We start from the raw sequence: 18,351 nt of genomic DNA, 5'->3' as shown, positions 1-18,351 counted from the left end.
TGATCATTCGACCCAAAAATATCCTGATCCAGGATCAGGGCTTCCTGGCGCCCAGATTGGGAAACATCTGCATGATGCCCCCGATACTGGCGAGATAGAGCCCGGTGATGGTGATGCCGATCTTGGTGAAGTCGCCGACCTGTTCGCTGAGAACGCCGATCTTGTCGTAGAAGGCGGCAAGGGCTGCCTGTGCCAGCGCCAGCGCGCCGAAGGCACACCACAAAAGCGTCATGCCGAGATTGACCGGCCGCAACCGCACGACGCGCACCGGGTGGATGAAATTGATCGGCAGGAAAGTCAAAATGCCGGCAATCACCACCACGGCGAAAGACACCCATTGCCCCGGCGCGATGACGAACAGCGTGAACACCACCATGTTCCAGACGACCGGGAACCCCTTGAAGAAGTTCTCCTTCGTCTTCATCCCGGTATCGGCATAGTAGATCGCGCTGGAGACGACGATGATGGCCGCCGACAGGAAGGACAGATTCTCGCCCATGAAGCCGCGCTGGTAGAGCGCGAATGCCGGAATGAGCACGTAAGTGACGTAGTCGATGATGTTGTCGAGGAGTTCGCCCGACCATGTCGGCAGGATTTCCTTCACCTCGAGCTTCCTGGCGATCGGGCCGTCGATGCCGTCGACGAACAGCGCCAGCCCCAGCCACCAGAACATCGCCGTCCAGCGCTCCTCGCTCGCCGCCACCAGCGACAGGAAGGCAAGGAACGACCCCGACGCGGTGAGCAGATGAACGGAGAATGCGCGCGCCTGCGGCCACGTCACCTTCTTCTTCGGCAACGGAATCCGCTCCGCGATCTTCTTTGCCGCTTTCCTGGCTGCTGTGTTCTTGCTCACGGTCCCCGCCAGTCCAGCTTGCAGATTTCGGCCGAGCGGCCGGCGAAATTCCAGTTGCGGCCGAAGGCCCGCATCTTGCTCTTGTCGGACTTCGCCACGGTGATTTCCGGCGCGATCCAATATTCCGAATTGGTGATTACCGTATCCTTCTCGCGATCCTTGCCAGGGATAGGCGTCACCGCGCCGTCTATGATCTTCGGTATCTGGAAGACGCGCGTCCTGTCGCGCGTCTCATAGGTGATCGGCACCTGCTCGACACCGAGAAATTTCCCGACGAGGATCGACAGCAGTGACGTGGTGCCGCCGGCCTTGCCGGTGAAGATCTTGGTCAACGCCTTCACCGCATAGACCGAGGCGCGCTTGTCGATGAACAGGCCGGCCGTCCAGTTGCCGCGGCTCATATAGCCGGGGATTTCCATGATCAGGCCGAGATTGAGGCCGGAAAGGTCGACCTCGCCGAAATGGCCCGCGTCGATACGGAAACCGGCCCAGGTCTGGCAATAGCCCTCGGTCGGCGGATGGCTGCCGAGCGACAGCACGCAGGGACAGAAAACCGTGCAATTGCAGGAGAGTACCAGCTCTCCTTTCATTGCCCAGCTTTGATCGGTCATCGAATTCTCCCCTTACGCCGAAACTAATAGCAGGGCTGCCGCCCACACAAGCAGTATCGCACCGGCAACCCGGCTGGCCACCCTGCCGGTAGTCTGTTTTTCGATCAGGGTGAACAGGCCGATCAGCGTCATCCAGAAGACGTTCATGGCGCCTACGGCAAACATCACCAGCATCAGCGCCCAGCAGCAACCGAGGCACCAGATGCCCTGTTCCAGGCCAAGTCGGAAGATGCGGCCCGGTTTCGCGCTCCAGTTGGCGAACAGGATCGAGAACGGGTTGCGGCATTTTTCGAGGCATGCCTGCTTCAGGCCGCTGAATTGATAGAGGCCGGCAACGAGCAGCGCGGCGGCGCCGGCAAGGCCGACGGCAGGATCGAGCATCCGGCCGGAACCGGCAAAGGCGTAGACCGCCAGCGTCAACACAGCGAAGCCGACGGATGCGCCAAGCCATGTGGCAAGGTATCCGGCGACGAGCACCAGCGGATGAACGACGGATTCGCCCTTGATCCTCGCCGTGTCGGCGATTTCGCAATAGGTGCGGATCAAGGGCGACGCCGAAGGCAGCATCGTCGCCACGGCCATCAGGAACCACATCAGCACAAGCGCCGCCGCTTGCAGGCCGGTCGGGCCGGCAAACGGTGYCGGCGCGAGGCAAAGGGCAAAGAACCGGTCCAGGAAATCCGGCAACGGCAGGCTCGGCAGATTTTTCAGCAGCATGTCGCCGGGCGCGCCGGCAGGGCGGCTTTCGGCGCCGCGTATCGCCATCGCCGCGAGAAGGAACCAGGCAAGGCCGATGCCGACGCCGATCGTGAGCATGACCGCGAGGCGCGGGCTGCGCGCGACGCCCGCCGTAGCCCGGCCGGCGCGGTCGAGATGGCTGAAATCATGCTGCTCGCCGCTCATGCCAATCGAATGGGCTGAATCGCCGCGTTGATCAAGCCGGCCGATCTGACCTATATCCGGATAAAGGCCCGACGGGTCACCTCGCATCGTGGAAGCCTGGCGTGGAGCACAACGACAAAGCCCGCATCCTGGTTGCCGGCAGCGGTCCGGCCGGCCTGATCGCGGCGCTCGGCTTTACCGGGGCCGGCTTCGACGTGACGCTGGTCGGCCCCGAAGCCAACACCGCCGACGGCCGCACCACGGCGCTCATGAATCCCGCCCTGAAGGTCCTTGAACGGCTGGGCCTCCTTGCCGAATTGAGGGCGCAGGCCGCGCCGCTCAAGGCGATGCGCATCGTCGACGCCACAAGGCGGCTGATCCGAAGCCCAACCGTGACCTTCCGCGCCAGCGAGATTGGCGAGGAACAGTTCGGCCTCAATTTGCCGAACAAGGCTCTCATCTCCATCCTCGCCAGGGCCGTTTCAGCTCATGACGGCATTCATTGGCTGAAATCCACYGTCGAGTCCTGGAGCCTTGACGCCGATCAGGCCCACGCAAGGCTGGCCGATGGCAGCGAGATCTCGGCGTCGCTGGCGGTCGCCGCCGATGGACGCCTGTCTCCGGCGCGGGAAGCCGCCGGCATTCGCGCCTTCGCGCGGCCCTATCCGCAGTCGGCGCTTGTCCTCAATTTCGGCCACCGCAGCGAGCACGGCTTCGTCTCGACCGAGTTCCACACCGAAACGGGGCCGTTCACGCAGGTCCCGTTGCCCGGCAGGCGCTCCAGCCTTGTCTGGGTGGTGAAGCCGCAGACCGCGCAGGAGCTTGCGGCGCTCGACGATGCAGCCCTGTCGGGGCGTGTCGAGGAACAGATGCAATCGGTGCTTGGCCGGGTCTCGGTCGAGCCGGGTCGCCAGATCTATCCGTTGTCGGCGGCCTCGCCCGGCCGCTTCGCGCAAAACCGCGTGGCGCTGGTCGGCGAAGCAGCGCATGTGTTCCCTCCGATCGGCGCCCAAGGCCTCAACCTAGGCATCAGGGATATCGAAGATCTGATTGGAATCGCGAGTGAAAACAGTAGCGATCCCGGATCGCGCCGGACCCTCGCCTCCTACGACACCAGGCGCCGGCCCGACATATGGGCGCGCAGCGGCGCGGTGAACCTGCTCAACATGTCGCTCTTGTCCGATATGCTGCCGGCGCAGCTGGCGCGCAGCGCCGGCCTCAATGCGCTGGGCAGCTTCGCCCCGCTGCGCGCTTTCTTCATGCGCGAGGGGCTGCGGCCGGGCAGCGGCTTTCGCGCCATCGCCGGCGGCCTAAGGAAAGAGGTCGGCCGGTAGGATTCCGTGCCGTATCGCATAGAGCAGCGCGGTCACCGTCACCACCGAAAAGCATGTCGTGATCAGCACGCTGGCCGAGGCCCGCTGCACCCACACGTCATATTGCTGTGCGATCACGAAGACATTGGTCGCCGTCGGCAGCGCCGCCAKCAGCATGGCGGAAAAGACCCAGGTCGGCGAGAAATTGCCGATCCAGCTTAGCACGACATAGCAAAGCAGCGGATGGACGATCAGCTTCAGCCCGGCGATCAATGCCAGCTCGTGCGGCACGCGGTTGAGCGGCCTCAGCGCCAGCGTCACGCCCATGGCGAACAAGGCGCAAGGTGCCGCCGCGCGGGCGAGGTAGTCGAGGAAACGATCGACAGGCAGCGGCGGGCGGAACTCCACATAGGCGGCGCCAACGCCGAGCGCCGTCGCAATGATGAAGGGGTGCAGCGCGATCTTTTTCAGGACGCCGAGCGCCAGCTGGAGCGGCGGCGCCTTCTCCTTGCCAGACAGCGCCATCATCATCGGCGCGACCGTGAAATGCACGATGTTCTCGAAGCAGAAGATCAGCGCCACCGGCACCGCCGCCTGCTCGCCAAACGCCAGCAGGGCAAGCCCCGGCCCCATATAGCCGATGTTGCCGTAAGCCGCGGCAAGGGCGGTGATCGTCGCCGGCGCGATGCCGCCACCGGAAACGAAAACCGACCAGGCGAACATCAGCGTGAAGACCGCATAGGTAGCGACGAGYGAGCCAAGGATGAAGCTCCACTCCGTCAACTGCTCGAACGGCGTCTTGGCGAGCAACTGGAAGAACAGCGCCGGCAGCGCGACATAGACGATGAAAATGTTCATCCAGCCGAGCGCCTCCAGCGGCTGCCTGGTGATGCGCGCCACCAGGAAACCGATGAAGATCATGCCGAAGAATGGGAGGACGAGACCGATGACATCAGACATTTTTCGCTCGGGCGGGAAAACTCCTGCGCGGGCTAGCCCGTTGCTTCGTCCGAGGTCAAGGACTGGCTATTGAATTACGGCAGTGCCTGCGCCAAATAGGCCCAAGCCGAAAGTCGGGGTCGATTTTTGGCTGCGTGACGTGTAAATTCAAGGTCTTAGGCGCCTTGTGCGCAGCCACGAAAGGCGCCTCGGAACAGCGCATGACCCGAAAATCGGATCGATTTTCGAAGAGGATCATGCGCAAAACTAAAAGCGCTGCAGCGTCCTTTGCGCGTCCGAGAGGACGCGCGGCGCTGCAGGTGGTGAGCGTGATGAAGACGGCCAAATTCTCGATCGGGCAAGTGGTTCGCCACAGGCTGTTTCCGTTCCGCGGCGTGATCTTCGACGTCGATCCCGAATTCGCCAACACCGAGGAATGGTATGAAGCCATCCCGGCCGACGTGCGTCCGCGCAAGGATCAGCCTTTCTACCATCTTCTGGCGGAGAATTCGGAGACCGAATACATCGCCTATGTGTCCGAGCAGAACCTGCTCGAGGACCGGTCGGGCGAGCCGGTGCGGCATCCGCAGATCGGCGAGATGTTCGACAAGCTGCCGGACGGCCGCTACGAGCCGAAGCGCCAGTCGAAGCACTGAAACGCAAAAGCACGTACCCAAGGCGCACAGCGCGTCGACAACAAAAAAGCGGGGCAATTGCCCCGCTTTTTTGTTTCCAGAGGTGCTCTGGAGATCAGTTCGCGGTCTTGGCCTTGTCCTGCTCGTCCTTGAGCTTCTTGGCGAAGTCCTGATTGTTCTTGGCGACGAAGTCCTGCAGCTTCTTCTGCCGGTCCTCGATGTCCGACTGCTGCAGCGGTGGGCCGTCATAGGCGCCGCTGAAGCCGGTGAGCGCGATCTTGATCGGGTTCGGCTGGTTCTGGAAGTTGATCGAGGTGAGCGTGATGCCCTGYCCCTTCTTGAAGGAAGCGACGAGCTGGTCGCTCAGCGGCACTTCCGCCACGCAACGATCCGGGAAGCAGATCACATAGTCGAGCTTCTGTGCCTTGCCGGAATCGATCTGCAGCGCGATGCCCGGAGGAACGAGGCGGCCGGTCGGGACCGTGACCTGGAAGACCTTCCGGTTCACCTTGCCCTTGAGCTCGATCAGGCTGACGCCGGTGACGAGCTGGCCGTTGCCGGCGGTGACGATGTTCTGCACATTGCAGATGTCGACGTCTTCCTGCTTGGTGCAGGCCTTGAACCAGCCCTGAGGGATCTGCGGCTGCTGTTGGGCCGAGGCGGTGAAAAGCCCGGCGCCCAGAACGCCGACCACGCCTGCGGCCAGCACCGAAAGGCGGTACGCGTTGATCGTCATATGGTGCACTTTCCTCTCAAATGATCCCGGGGACCGGCTTCTTCGTGCCGTGTGGTCCAGCTACCTGTTGCCCAAATGAGGCAACAGGATGACTTCGGAGCGCGTGTTACACTGCCAGCGGCGTCGAATCCAGCCCGGTTTCCGCGATTTCTTTGTGCTTTCGTGCCCGCGGGAACAGTGCGGTCGACGATGGATCGGCTGAACCCGATTCCCGTTGGCGCGCCGATTCAATCGGATGGCGAAATGCTCTAGGGTGCGTGGCGAATCACAAAAGCCGCCCGGCAAGGAGACGGTCATGGACCGCGTTCTCGTTCGGCTGATCGCCGCGACGTCGTTTCTGGCTCTTTCGCTCCTTCCGGCACAGTCGGAGCCGAAGCACGGCATCGCCATGCAGGGCGAGCCGGCGCTGCCGCCCGACTACAAGCATTTCGACTACGTCAATCCGGACGCGCCGAAAGGCGGAAGCGTCACCTATTGCGTCGTAGGCTCCTTCGACAACCTCAACCCCTTCATCCTGAAAAGCCTGCGCACCACGGCGCGCGGCATGATCGATACTGTTTACGGCAACCTCGTCTTCGAGCCGTTGATGCAACGCAACTATGACGAGCCTTTCAGCCTCTACGGGCTGCTGGCCGACAGCGCCGACATGGATCCGGATCGCAAGTCGATCGAGTTCCATCTCAATCCCAGCGCAAAATGGTCGGATGGGCAGCCGGTGACGCCGGAGGACGTGCTGTTCACCTACGATGTCTTCGCCGAGAAAGGCCGCCCGCCCTACAGCGATCGCATGAGCATGATCGCCAAGCTGGAGAAGACCGGCGAGCACAGCGTGAAGTTCACCTTCAACGACAGGGCCAACCGCGAATTCCCGCTGATCGTCGCGCTGACGCCGATCGTTCCCAAGCACGCCTTCGATAAGGATACGTTCGACAAGACCACGCTGAAGCCGCTGATCGGCTCCGGCCCCTACACCGTGGACAAGGTGCAGCCCGGGCAGCGCATCATCTTCAAGCGCAATCCGGATTACTGGGGTAAGGACATCCCCTCGAAGCGCGGCTTCGACAATTTCGACCAGGTCACCATCGAGTATTTTCTCAACGCCAATGCCAAGACAGAGGCGTTCAAGAAGGGCATCTGCGCCCTCGACGACGAGACCGATCCGGTCAAGCGCGAGCGTGACATCGATATTCCGGCGTTCCGAAGGGGCGATGTGAAGGAAGAATATTTCAACACCGRCATCCCCCCGGTTGTGACCGGCTTYCTGTTCAACACCCGCCTGCCCAAATTCGCTGATCCCGTGGTCCGCCGCGCGCTCGGCATGCTTTACGATTTCGAATGGACGAACAAGAATCTGTTCGGCGGCAAGTTCAACCGCACCATGAGCTATTGGCAGAATTCCGAGCTGTCCGCGCTTGGCCACCCGGCCGACGATCGTGAAAAGGCGCTGCTTGCGCCCTATCCCGGCCGCGTGCCGCCGGACGTCATGGACGGCACCTGGCGCCCGCCGGTAACGGATGGTTCGGGCCAGGATCGCAAGGTGCTCAAAGCGGCCTTCGACTTGCTGAAGGGCGCCGGCTTCCATGTCCAGGACGGCAAGATGCTCGACCCGCAGGGAAACCCTTTCGGCTTCGAGATCCTGACCTCGTCGCAGGATGAAGAGCGGCTGGCGGCCATCTACCAGCGCACGCTGGAAAAGATCGGCATCGACGTCGGCATCCGCACCCTCGACGGCGACCAGATCCAGTCGCGCAAGCAGCGTTTCGACTTCGAGGTGCTGGTTGGCACAAGCGGCTTCAACAATTCGCTGTCACCCGGCAGCGAGCAGGTTGGCCGCTGGGGWTCGGTCGCCGCGAAAACGGAAGGATCGTTCAATCTCGCGGGCGCCTCCGATCCGGCGATCGACGCCGCGATCGACGCCATGCTGAATGCCCGCACCAAGGAAGATTACGTCGCGGCGGTGCGCGTGCTCGACCGGCTGCTGATCTCAGGCAACTACATGGTGCCGATGCAATACAACACGCAGCAATGGCTCGCTTACTGGAGCTATCTGGAACATCCGCAAAAGACCCCCATATTCGGCTATCAGCTGCCGACCTGGTGGCGAAAGCCCAACTGACGCAACCCAACCAATCGGGACCGAACAGGAGACGAGCATGAGCGCCGAGAACTCCATCACCGTCGATGTTGTGTCCGATGTCGTCTGCCCCTGGTGCTTCATCGGCCAGAAGCGCCTGGATAAGGCCATCGCCGCGGTGGGCTTTGACGTGCATGTCCGCTGGCGGCCTTTCCAGCTCGATCCGACCATCCCTCCGGCAGGCATGGATCGCCGCCAATACATGCTTGGCAAGTTCGGCAGCGAGGAACRCATCCGCGAGATCCACGCGCGCATCGAGCCGCTCGGCGAAGCCGAGGGTATCCATTTTGCATTTGGCGCCATCAAGGTCGCCGCCAACACGCTGGATGCTCATCGGGTCATCCGCTGGGCCGGCGCCGCCGGCGAGGACGTGCAGAACCGGCTGGTGCGCCGCCTCTTCCAGCTGAATTTCGAGGAAGGCGCGAACATTGGCGACCATGCCGTGCTGGCAAAGGCCGCCGGCGAGGCCGGCATGGATGCATCGGTGGTCGAGACGCTGCTGCCGACCGACGCCGATGTCGAAGCCGTCCGCAACGAGATCGCCACCGCCTCGCGCATGGGCATCACCGGCGTGCCCTGCTTCCTGCTCGAAGRCAAATACGCGGTGATGGGCGCGCAGGATGCCGACACGCTTGCCGACGCGATCCGCCAGGTGGCCCAGGCCAAGGCGCGCGGCGAGCTCGAAACCGCCGCTGGCTGAGCGTTCCTACCATGCTATTCCGGACGGAAAGCCGTCGCGTACTTTTCCTGGATTGCTCCTGCTTAACAGTCGGCTCGCCCCCACGATCTGGTGAATCGCCCTGAACACGGCGCTAAGCTAAAACCCTGGAAGGATTTAACTGATTTGAGGGGCGCGGGATGGTCAGGCGTCGCGCATTGTTGCTGCTGTGCTTGCCTTTCGCCTTCGGCCTTCCGCTGACATTGCAGCGCGTGTCCGCCGAGGAAGCCGTCATGTCGGCGACTTTTGAAGGCAAACCCTGGACAGCGTCTTTCACCTTGGCCCAGACGATGCAGATGGGCGGCAAGCCGATGCTGAACCTGTCGGGAACCGAGCAGGGCTCGCCGACCAAGACCTTCAATTCGATGCTGGTGCTCAAGGATTCGAACGACCTTGCCGGGAGCTATAGACTCAAGGCCGGGTCCGYCACGAACAGCGCCAGCTTCAATATCCTCGATTCCGGCGCCACGGTCGGCCATGTCCGTTTCGCCGGCGGCGAGATCGTCATCGACAAATACGACCCTGCCGCCAAGACCGTTTCCGGCCATTTCAGTGCCTCGGGAAAAGGCGAATCGGGCAAGCCTGAAGAACTCACGGACGGTAGATTTTCGGGCATTCCGGTCGTCGCGCAGTAGCCATTTCGGCTGACCGGCGCCTCTTTTTCGTTCACAAACCCGTGTTTTTTGCTTCCCTTAGGGAAGCTTTCCGCCGACTGGCTCAATTGTCCTTAACACACTGGAATAAAAGCCGAAATCCAGGCGATGAATGGTCTGCCGGCGTCGGCTTTCTGTTGCGCGTGCGCCACGGCGGGTAACCCTGTTCACATTCTTCGCCAGAAAATTAATGGAAAATGATCAATTGGTGTTACCCTGTGTAACAAAACTAAGAAAGGTTTGGGCGGGATCGTGATTGGGGTCGGCAGACCGCGACGTACAGTACCGGAGCAAACATCCAACGAGGCAAAGACCTCGTCCCTGACGCCGGTATCGTCGATGCGTACATTCTGGGGGCTGATGCGAGCCTACTGGTTCTCCGAACGCTGGAAGGAAGCCTGGACCCTCACCATCGTCATCGCGCTGCTGACGGCGCTGTCCAGCAAGGCTGGCGTCTGGTTTGCCATGGCGCTGGGCGAGTTGGGCAATTCGATTGCCTTCCTGCACGACGCGGCCAACACGCACCCCTTGCAGACCATCCTGACCAATGCCGGCATATTGGTGCTGCTGGTGGTGCTGAAGGATGCCGGTCTTACCGGCGTGCGCAATCTCGTTTCGACGACTTTGCATCGCAAATGGCGGGGCTGGCTGAACAACCAGTTCAACCAGGCCCTGCTCGACGGCAACCATACCCATTTCCATGCGCAGCACGGCTCGGTGGCGGGCGGCATCGTCGCCCCGGACAACATCGATCAGCGCATCCAGGAATCGATCAAGGACATGACCGGCGGYGCCATCGGTCTGGCCATGGGCGTGCTCGGCGTGGCGACGTCGCTCTATTTCATCGGTGAGAACCTGATCGGGTCCTCGGTCGAGGTCAAAGGCCTGGAATTCCTGGGCAGCTACGGCACAGCGGTCCTGGCTTTCCTTGCCGTCGCCACCTATGTGCCGCTGAACACCTGGATCGCGGTCAAGCTCGGACGACTGCTCGAACGGCTCAATGTTCGCATGCAACAGGCCGAGGGCAGCTACCGCGCCGAGCTGACGACGTTCCTGCGCCGCAGCTTCCATGTCGCCGCCTCGCATGGCGAAGGCGTGCAAAAGTCGATGCACGACAGGCTCTATGTCGATATCGACAAGACGTGGGGGCGGCTCAATATCGTCAACACGAGCTACACGTCGTTCGAGCTGATCTACAATTTCGTCGGCGCCCGTATCATTGCCTACGCCCCGGGCCTCGTGTCGTTCATCCACAACCGTCTCGACTACAAGGGCTACATCACCGGCTCCGAAATGGTCGCGCAGTTGATCAGCCAATGCTCGTGGTTCATCCATGTGATGCCGGYGATTGCGACGCTCAGGGCCAACAGCCAACGCGTGACCGAACTCGCCGACGCCATCGAGAACGTCCAGAACCCACGGGAATTCTATCAGCAGACCGGCCGCTCCGACTTCAGCTACGCCACRCAGAATCCGGTGTTCGGCCTGACCATCCAGAAGCTCGAACTGGCGCATCAGGGCGAAGATGYGACACCCTTCCTCAGCGCCGCCAATCTGCGCTTCCGCCGCGGCGAGTGGACCTTCCTCAAGGGCGAGTCCGGCTGCGGCAAGACCTCGCTGATCAAGGCGATCAACGGCCTGTGGGCCTACGGTCGCGGCACCATCGTCTTCCCTGAGGGCGTGACGAGCYTCTACGCCGCTCAGGAGGTGAAGCTGCAGCAGGTCTCGCTGAAGCAGCTCGTCTGCCTGCCGGGTTCAGAAAACGACCACACCGACACGCAGGTTGCGGCCGCCCTGCACAAGGCCGGTCTCGGCGATTTCATCGGCCACCTGGCCGACGAGAGCCGCGAGGGCAAGATCTGGGATCAGGTGCTTTCGGGCGGCCAGAAGCAGAAGCTGGTGGTCGCGCGCATCATCCTGCGGCAGCCGGGGCTTCTGTTCCTCGACGAGGCGACCGGCGCGCTCGATCCCGAGGGCAAAATCGCCTTCCACCAGGCAATCAAGGACAATTGCCCGAACGTCACCGTCATCAGCGTCATGYACGAGGCGGTGGCGCCGCGCTCGCTGTCCGGCGAGGAGTTCTATCACAGCGTGGTTTCGATCGCCGACGGCGTCGCCACCAAGAAGCCGCTTGCGCCGAGCCTGCCGCGCGAGCTCACCACCATTCTCGCCCAGCCGCGGCCGGTCGAGGACAAGTGGCTGCGCTTCCGCCGGCTGAAGCAGAAATAGCAGTCATACCAAGCCTTTGACCGGCGGCCATGGCCTGGCTCGAGCTGTCGTCGATCACAGTCTCGCGATCCGGCCTCCCCGCTTCCATTTTCAGCACCCCGCGCGATTGACTCGGCAAAAAGCGCTCCTATGTTGCGCGCGCTCGCTGATTTCCAACTCGAACCCCGCGAGCAGAAAGGTCAACCCGCCATGCCTGGCGACAGTCACAGTCGAACGCAACCGCCGTCCGCCCTGACGTGACCTGATGGCTCACGTCCTGCCGGACGGCAAGGAGTGAGCCATGAACGAATTCGCACCCGTACTGGACGACGAAGCCGTTGCCGTCGCCCGTGTTCTTGCCAACGATCACGTCGCCGACGTCGTCGAAGCCCTCAACCACGAGCCCCGCGAGACGGCCATCGAGCTGCTCTGCGCCGTGCCGTTCGAGCGGCTGGTCGAGATTTTCGACCAGCCGGAACTCGAGGCGGCACCAGAGCTTGCCGAGGCCCTGYCGCGCCCGAAGGCGAGCAAGCTGTTGACCGCCATGTCGGTCGACCGCGCGGCCGACATCCTGCGCGAGCTGGACGAACCGGCCCGCTCGGAACTGCTCGGCGCCTTGGCGCCGCCGCTGCGCGCGACGCTGCTGTCCATCCTGGGATATCCGGAAGGCAGCGCCGCCTCGATCATGACGACGGAATTCGTCAGCGTGCCTTCCGACTGGACCGTTGGCCGCACGCTCGACTACATCCGCAAGGTCGAGCGCACGCGCGAAACCATCTACGCCATCTATATCGTCGACCCGGACACGCAGCTCCTGCTGCGTTCGACCGGATTGCGCCGGCTGATCACTGGCAACCCGGAGGATTCGATCCTGTCGGTGGCGCCCGACCGCATGCCGGTGACGGTGACGCCGCTCACCGATCGCGARAACCTGGCGCAGACCATCTCCAAATACGACCTGCTCGCTCTGCCTGTCGTCGATCACGGCAGGATCCTCGGCATCGTCACCGTCGACGACATCATCGACACGATGATCGAGGAGACGACCGAGGACGTGCATCGCTTCGGCGGCATGGAGGCGCTGGACGAGCCCTATATGAAGATGGGTTTTCTCGCCATGATCCAGAAGCGCGCCGGCTGGCTCTGCGCGCTGTTCCTCAGCGAGATGCTGACGGCCAACGCCATGCAGAGCTACGAGGGCGAGTTGGAAAAGGCGATCGTGCTGACCCTGTTCATCCCGCTGATCATGAGCTCCGGCGGCAATTCCGGCTCGCAGGCGACGTCGCTCGTTATCCGCGCGCTGGCGCTGCGCGAGATCGGGTTGCGCGACTGGTGGCGGGTGGCGCTGCGCGAGCTGCCGACCGGGGTGGTGCTCGGCTCGATCCTCGGCGTCGTCGGCATCTGCCGCATCGCGCTCTGGCAGTATTTCGGCTTCTACGACTACGGCCCGCACTGGATGCTGATCGCGGCGACGGTGGGCGCGGCGCTGATTGGCATCGTCACCTTCGGCTCGCTTTCGGGATCGATGCTGCCCTTCGCGCTGAAGCKCATCGGCTTCGACCCGGCAAGCGCCTCGGCGCCGTTCGTCGCCACGCTGGTCGACGTCACCGGACTGGTCATCTACTTCTCGGTGGCGCTCGTGATCCTGCGCGGCACGCTGCTTTAGAGCAATTTCAGAAAAAATGTGAGCGGTTTTCCGCCTGGAAATTGCGACAAAACAAAGAGATGGATCGTCTCACCGTTTTTCCGTGAAACGGTGAGACGATCCAGAGCCATGTGGGCAGCCGCCGGGATCACCGGCGGCTGCCCACGCCGCGATCAAACGCGTTCGCCGTTCTTCACGCGATAGGTCGGCTTGTACATCGTCACCAGTTCCTCGGCCGCGGTCGGATGCACGGCCATGGTGCGGTCGAAATCGTCCTTGGTCAGGCCAGCCTTCAGCGGGATGCCGAGAAGCTGCGCCATCTCGCCGGCGTCGGGGCCCAGAATATGGGCGCCGATCACCTTCCTGGACGCGCCGTCGACCACCAGCTTCATCAGCATCTTCTCGTCGCGGCCCGACAGCGTATGTCGCATCGGACGAAACGACGCGCGATAGATCTCGACGTCGGGGAAGCGCTTGATCGCGTCGTCTTCCGACAGGCCGACGGTGCCGATCTCCGGCTGCGAGAACACCGCCGTCGGAATGGTATCGTGGTCCGGCGCGGTCGGATTGTCCTTGAATGCGGTCTCGATGAAGCACATCGCCTCGTGGATGGCGACCGGCGTCAGTTGCACGCGATGGGTGACGTCGCCGATGGCCCAGATGTTGTCGACATTGGTGCGCGAATATTGGTCGACCACGATCGCGCCCGTCTTGCCGRGTTCGATGYCGACGCYTTCCAGGCCCATATTCTCGGTGTTGGGAATACGCCCGATCGCCAGCATCACCTGATCGACCGTCAGGGTTTGGCCGGACGACAACAGCACGTCCAGCCTGCCGTCGGGGCTCTTGCGCACCTGTTCCGAAACCGCGGGGCAGAGGATCCTGATCCCCTTCTTCTCCATCGTCTCATGCAGCGAGCGGCGCAGATCCATGTCGAAGCGGCTAAGGATCTCCTGGCCGCGATAGACCAGCGTGGTCTCGACGCCCAGGCCGTGGAAGATGTTGGCGAATTCGACGGCGATGTAGCCACCGCCCTCGATCATGATCGCCTTCGGCAGTTCCTTGAGATCGAAGGCCTCATTGGAGAAGATGCAGTACTCGTGGCCCGACAGTGCCGGATGCGGCGCGGGCCGCCCGCCTGTAGCGATCAGGATCTGGTCGGCGCTGACGGTGCGATCTTCCGCGACCAGATAGACGGAGTGCGGGTCGACGAGCACCGCGCGCGAATGAAAGGTCTCGCCGCCGGCGCCTTCGACATTCCTCTTATAGATCGCTTCGAGCCGCGCGATCTCCTTGTCCTTGTTGGCGACCAGCGTCTGCCAGTCGAAGCTCGCCTCGGGCACGGTCCAGCCGTAGCCGGCGGCGTCTGCAAAATGCTCGGGAAATTGCGAGGCATAGACATAGAGCTTCTTCGGCACGCAGCCGCGGACGACGCAGGTGCCGCCGAAGCGGTACTCCTCCGCAATGGCGACCCGCTTGCCAAGGGCCGCCGCCACCCGGGCCGCTCTCACCCCGCCCGAGCCGCCGCCGATGACGAACAGATCATAGTCATAAGCGGCCATCGTGGTGGGCTCCTGCGCGTGAGAAAGACGGGCCACAGGTAGGCCGCAAAGCGGCAAAAGAAAAGCCCGGGCGAGCCCGGGCTTTGTGGTCCAGCGGCCACCGGCCGATGGAAAGAGATATCAGTTCTGCGAATCGTCCGCCGGAGCCGAATTGTCGGCGGGAGCCGAATTGTCCGCCGGAGCGGCGCCGTCGGCGGGCGCGGTGGCGTCCTGAGCCGGCGCTGCCGGCGCCTTGGCCTTGGCCGCGGCCGCAAGCGTCTCGCCGACCTGCTGCGCGAGGTCGCGGGCAACGCCGTTCTGCCAAATGTCGGYGGCCTTCACGAGGTCGCGCGTCACCGCGGGGCCGCTGTCCAGCAGCTTCTTGCCGGCTTCCGAGCTGTAGAAGGTGGCGATGTCGTTGAGCTCCTGTTCGGAAAACACCTTGGCATAGGCCAGTGCTGCTTCCTTTTCGAGATCGGCGCGGCGCGAAGCAAGGGCGAGCGCCTTCTCGGCCACGGTCTTGCCGATCAGCTCCTGCATGTCGGGATTCTTCTGGATAAGCTGCGCTTCGAGCGCGCCGRCCGCCTGCGGCAGGATGTTGTCGAACGTATCCGTCGCATGGATCGCCGCGACGGCCGCGCGCGCCRCCTTCAGGTGCGATTCGCTGACGTCCTGCGCAAACACCGGCGAGGACAGCGCAAGGACGGCCGAGGCCGCCAGGAACATCGAAAGGCGGCGAACTCGTTTAGGCAACATCATGGTCGATAGAACTCCCTGGTTTCAGGCTGCATGGACGGTTTCGATACCGTCGCCGCCGGCGATGATGGCCGTTGACGCCAGCCCGATGAATAGACCGTGCTCGACAACGCCTGGAATGGCGAAGAGAGCATTCGAAAGCGCTCTTGTATCCGGAATGCGGCCAAAAGATGCATCGAGGATAAAGTGGCCGCCGTCTGTAACAAATGGCTGGCCCCCCGTCATCCTCAATGTAACCGGGCCGGAAAGGCCGAGCGTTGCCGCGGCCGCGCCGATCGCTATCCCGGTGGCGCGCAGGCCGAATTTGTTGACCTCGATCGGCAGCGGGAACCGGCCGAGGGTCTCGACCAGCTTGGACTTGTCGGCAATCACGATCATGCGCTCGGACGCCGCCGCGACGATCTTTTCGCACAGCAGCGCGCCGCCGCCGCCCTTGATCAAGGTCAGGTCCGGATCGACCTCGTCGGCGCCGTCGACGGTAAGGTCGAGTTCCGGCGTGTCATCGAGTGTGGACAACGGCACGCCGAGCTCACGGCAGAGCGCTGCGGTGCGCTCCGAAGTCGGCACGCCGACGACGTCGAGGCCGGTGGCGACCTTCTCGGCCAGCAGCCGCACGAATTCTTCCGCCGTGGTGCCGGTGCCGATGCCGAGCCGCATGCCGCTGCCGACATGGGCGAGCGCCGCCCGCGCGGCTTCGACCTTCAACTGCCTTGCATCCATGGGGAACCCCGATTTCGCCGGTTTCGCGCGCCTCCTAGCATTTTTGCCTGCCCCGTCAAAGGCCGTCAAAGGGCCGCGCTGTGGACCGATCGAGGCTTCTTGCTTGAACCCGGCCCTGCCTGTATCGCCTACGGCAATTCAATCGCTACAGGAATTCCCCATGCCGCGCCCGATCATCGTCTTCGACCTCGACGGAACGCTGGTCGACACCGCGCCGGACCTGCTCGACAGCCTTAACCACAGCCTAGCGGCAAGCGATCTCGCCGCTGTCGATGAAGCCGGCTTCAGGCGCTTCGTCGGCCATGGCGGCCGCGTCATGATCGAACGCGCGCATGCCGCGCAGAACAAGGCGCTGGCGGCCGAGGAGCACGACCGGCTGCTGAAGCTGTTCCTCGACCATTACACGCTGAACATTCCCGGCAAGTCCCGCCCCTACCCCGGCGTTGTTGCCGCGCTCGATCGTTTCCAGGCCGCCGGCTACTTGATGGCGGTCTGCACAAACAAGTACGAGGCGAATTCCGCGACGCTGATCGGCGCGTTGGGCATGTCGCACTATTTTGCCGCGATCTGCGGTCAGGACACCTTCGCCTTCCGCAAGCCCGACCCGCGCCATCTCACCGAGACGATCCGCCTGGCCGGCGGCGATCCGAACAGCGCCTTGATGATCGGCGATTCGCAGACCGACATCGACACCGCCAAGGCAGCCGGCATTCCCGTGGTCGCGGTCGATTTCGGCTATACCGACCGCCATGTGCGCGAATTCGAACCGACCCTGGTGATCTCGCATTTCGACGCGCTTACGCCGAAACTGGCGGAGCGGCTGATCGCGTCGGCGCGCTGAGCGGCGCTAAACCGCACCGGCAGAAAATCAGAGAAATCAAACCGAGGAATAACCTCGGCACATCGCCTTGACTTCGCTCACCAGCCTACCTTATATCGCGGCTCGCTTCGGCCTTCGGGCCCAAGGCGGGCGATTAGCTCAGCGGGAGAGCACACCCTTCACACGGGTGGGGTCGTAGGTTCAATCCCTACATCGCCCACCATCTAACCTCCTGAAAAGGTTAGATGATTTAGCTTCCAAGAAAATCCTTGAGAACTGCCGTCGGCGCGTAACCGACGCGTGGCTATCTTTTGACCTCGACCCAGTTCTCCCAGCAACGGTTTGGGCGGTGACGATTGAGGCGAAGTACGGAGGCGTTGGCAATCAAAAAAGTGGAGTTGCCGTGTCGGTTCTGCGGGCGGTCAACCGTTCTTCAAGCAGGCGCCATTCGCTGGACTGGCATCTCGACAACGAAGGAATGACCGATGAGCAAGAAGATCTTTGTGAGCCTGCCAGTTACCGACGTGAAGGCGTCCATGGCCTTCTACGAATCCCTCGGCTTCAGGAACAATCCTCGGTTTCCCGATGAGACGGCGGCCTGGATGGTGTGGAGTGAAGACATCAACTTCATGCTRCTCAGCCGGGAGAAATGGCAGGCCATGACCACCCGCCCCATTCCGCCATCCACGTCCAGCGAGGTAATGCTGGCGCTTTCCCTGGGCAGCCGCGACGCCGTCGATGCGATGGCAGYCGCCGCTGCGGCGAACGGCGGCACAGCAGACATCAATCCGATCGAGGATCATGGGTTCATGTATACCCGCGACCTCGCTGATCCCGATGGCCATGCTGTAGGCGCGATGTGGATGGACTTTTCCTCAATACCTTCAACATCGTGATGGCGCGTTGGCCGTCCAACTTGCTGCCGGACGTTAGTGCCGCAGGCGCCTAAATCAGCCCCCGTCTCACATTCATGCGCGTCACGGCCGTCACCAGAACGGCGCCGGTCATGAAATAGAGCGTGGCGATGACGTGGCCCTGGTGGAAATGCAGCCCGGCGAACAGCAGGGCCATGACCACGGCAAGGAAGGCGATGACGCGAGAAAAGGCATCGGGCATGGGGCGACCTTGTGCAATGTGTTGAGTGGCCGCCCTCATTCAGCCGATCGCTCAATAGAGCGGTTTTCGAT

General features: G+C 62.8%; 18 protein-coding genes and 1 tRNA gene. 10 read left to right on the top strand and 9 right to left on the bottom strand.

Features of this window, described 5'->3' with window-relative positions; translation table 11 throughout:
* Positions 1-34 precede the first annotated feature (34 nt).
* Genes pcsA through LCM4576_RS01355 form a run of 3 tightly spaced genes read right to left on the bottom strand, consistent with a single transcriptional unit; the run spans position 35 to position 2,367 of the window.
* Positions 35-853 carry a phosphatidylcholine synthase gene (pcsA, locus tag LCM4576_RS01365; protein ID WP_041006678.1) on the bottom strand — a complete coding sequence of 273 codons (819 nt, stop codon included), beginning with the start codon at positions 851-853 and terminating at the stop codon, positions 35-37.
* The gene (locus LCM4576_RS01360) at positions 850-1,464 is read right to left on the bottom strand and encodes a DUF1326 domain-containing protein (protein WP_071029934.1); all 615 of its coding nucleotides are present in this window, start codon (positions 1,462-1,464) and stop codon (positions 850-852) included. The genes pcsA and LCM4576_RS01360 overlap by 4 nt, the downstream gene beginning before the upstream one ends.
* Positions 1,465-1,476: 12 nt before the next feature.
* Entirely contained in the window at positions 1,477-2,367 is an 891-nt protein-coding gene (locus LCM4576_RS01355) for a DUF2182 domain-containing protein (RefSeq protein WP_071029932.1), read from the bottom strand.
* A 101-nt stretch (positions 2,368-2,468) separates the two neighbouring features.
* Between LCM4576_RS01355 and LCM4576_RS01350 the strand changes: the two genes are divergently transcribed.
* The gene (locus tag LCM4576_RS01350) at positions 2,469-3,680 is read left to right on the top strand and encodes a UbiH/UbiF family hydroxylase (protein ID WP_071029930.1); all 1,212 of its coding nucleotides are present in this window, start codon (positions 2,469-2,471) and stop codon (positions 3,678-3,680) included.
* Here LCM4576_RS01350 and LCM4576_RS01345 read toward each other — a convergent pair.
* Entirely contained in the window at positions 3,657-4,619 is a 963-nt protein-coding gene (locus LCM4576_RS01345; RefSeq protein ID WP_071029928.1) for an AEC family transporter, read from the bottom strand. The genes LCM4576_RS01350 and LCM4576_RS01345 overlap by 24 nt on opposite strands.
* Before the next feature lie 311 nt (positions 4,620-4,930).
* On the opposite strand from LCM4576_RS01345, the gene hspQ reads away from it, so the two are divergent.
* Positions 4,931-5,254, top strand: coding sequence for a heat shock protein HspQ (gene hspQ / locus LCM4576_RS01340; RefSeq protein ID WP_040983419.1), 324 nt, complete (start codon positions 4,931-4,933; stop codon positions 5,252-5,254).
* Between the two features lie 94 nt (positions 5,255-5,348).
* Here the strand turns inward: hspQ and LCM4576_RS01335 are convergent, their stop codons facing one another.
* Positions 5,349-5,969, bottom strand: a complete 621-nt coding sequence (locus tag LCM4576_RS01335) for an invasion associated locus B family protein (protein ID WP_040982846.1) — start codon at positions 5,967-5,969, stop codon at positions 5,349-5,351.
* Between the two features lie 295 nt (positions 5,970-6,264).
* Here LCM4576_RS01335 and LCM4576_RS01330 point away from each other — a divergent pair, with 295 nt between their 5' ends.
* The 5 genes from LCM4576_RS01330 (at position 6,265) to mgtE (ending at position 13,348) form a co-directional block, all read left to right on the top strand.
* Positions 6,265-8,085: an extracellular solute-binding protein gene (locus tag LCM4576_RS01330; protein ID WP_071030129.1), complete on the top strand. Its 1,821-nt coding sequence runs from the start codon at positions 6,265-6,267 to the stop codon at positions 8,083-8,085.
* Positions 8,086-8,122: 37 nt separating this feature from the next.
* Positions 8,123-8,803 (top strand): DsbA family oxidoreductase, encoded by a 681-nt coding sequence (locus tag LCM4576_RS01325; RefSeq protein ID WP_071029926.1) that lies wholly within the window; start codon positions 8,123-8,125, stop codon positions 8,801-8,803.
* A gap of 158 nt (positions 8,804-8,961) precedes the next feature.
* Entirely contained in the window at positions 8,962-9,456 is a 495-nt protein-coding gene (locus LCM4576_RS01320; protein WP_071029923.1) for a DUF6252 family protein, read from the top strand.
* Between the two features lie 357 nt (positions 9,457-9,813).
* On the top strand, positions 9,814-11,703 hold the full coding sequence (locus LCM4576_RS01315) for an ABC transporter ATP-binding protein/permease (protein WP_071029921.1): 1,890 nt from the start codon (positions 9,814-9,816) through the stop codon (positions 11,701-11,703).
* 280 nt (positions 11,704-11,983) lie between these two features.
* Complete coding sequence (mgtE, locus tag LCM4576_RS01310) at positions 11,984-13,348, top strand: magnesium transporter (RefSeq protein WP_071029919.1); 1,365 nt, start codon at positions 11,984-11,986, stop codon at positions 13,346-13,348.
* A gap of 152 nt (positions 13,349-13,500) precedes the next feature.
* On the opposite strand, the gene gor is transcribed toward mgtE, so the two are convergent.
* From gor to rpiA, 3 genes are all read right to left on the bottom strand, one after another.
* Positions 13,501-14,889 (bottom strand): glutathione-disulfide reductase, encoded by a 1,389-nt coding sequence (gor, locus tag LCM4576_RS01305; RefSeq protein WP_071029917.1) that lies wholly within the window; start codon positions 14,887-14,889, stop codon positions 13,501-13,503.
* A gap of 120 nt (positions 14,890-15,009) precedes the next feature.
* Complete coding sequence (locus LCM4576_RS01300) at positions 15,010-15,627, bottom strand: DUF2059 domain-containing protein (RefSeq protein WP_071029915.1); 618 nt, start codon at positions 15,625-15,627, stop codon at positions 15,010-15,012.
* 21 nt (positions 15,628-15,648) lie between these two features.
* The gene (rpiA, locus tag LCM4576_RS01295; RefSeq protein ID WP_071029913.1) at positions 15,649-16,344 is read right to left on the bottom strand and encodes a ribose-5-phosphate isomerase RpiA; all 696 of its coding nucleotides are present in this window, start codon (positions 16,342-16,344) and stop codon (positions 15,649-15,651) included.
* Positions 16,345-16,504: 160 nt separating this feature from the next.
* Here rpiA and LCM4576_RS01290 point away from each other — a divergent pair, with 160 nt between their 5' ends.
* The 3 genes from LCM4576_RS01290 to LCM4576_RS01280 all read left to right on the top strand — a co-directional run bounded on the left by LCM4576_RS01290 (position 16,505) and on the right by LCM4576_RS01280 (position 18,060).
* Positions 16,505-17,185: a phosphoglycolate phosphatase gene (locus tag LCM4576_RS01290; RefSeq protein ID WP_071029911.1), complete on the top strand. Its 681-nt coding sequence runs from the start codon at positions 16,505-16,507 to the stop codon at positions 17,183-17,185.
* A 127-nt stretch (positions 17,186-17,312) separates the two neighbouring features.
* Positions 17,313-17,387 (top strand) — tRNA-Val (locus LCM4576_RS01285).
* Between the two features lie 262 nt (positions 17,388-17,649).
* A complete protein-coding gene (locus LCM4576_RS01280) occupies positions 17,650-18,060 on the top strand; it encodes a VOC family protein (RefSeq protein ID WP_071029909.1) in 411 nt (136 codons plus the stop codon).
* Between the two features lie 49 nt (positions 18,061-18,109).
* Here LCM4576_RS01280 and LCM4576_RS36715 read toward each other — a convergent pair whose 3' ends face one another.
* Positions 18,110-18,280: a hypothetical protein gene (locus tag LCM4576_RS36715; RefSeq protein ID WP_181592095.1), complete on the bottom strand. Its 171-nt coding sequence runs from the start codon at positions 18,278-18,280 to the stop codon at positions 18,110-18,112.
* Between the last annotated feature and the right edge of the window lie 71 nt (positions 18,281-18,351).

The sequence above is a fragment of the Mesorhizobium sp. LCM 4576 genome (genome assembly GCF_001854815.1).
GTDB classification, from domain to species: domain Bacteria; phylum Pseudomonadota; class Alphaproteobacteria; order Rhizobiales; family Rhizobiaceae; genus Mesorhizobium; species Mesorhizobium plurifarium.
The sequence above is the reverse complement of the archived record's forward strand: the minus strand, read 5'-3'. Positions and strand labels throughout refer to the sequence as shown.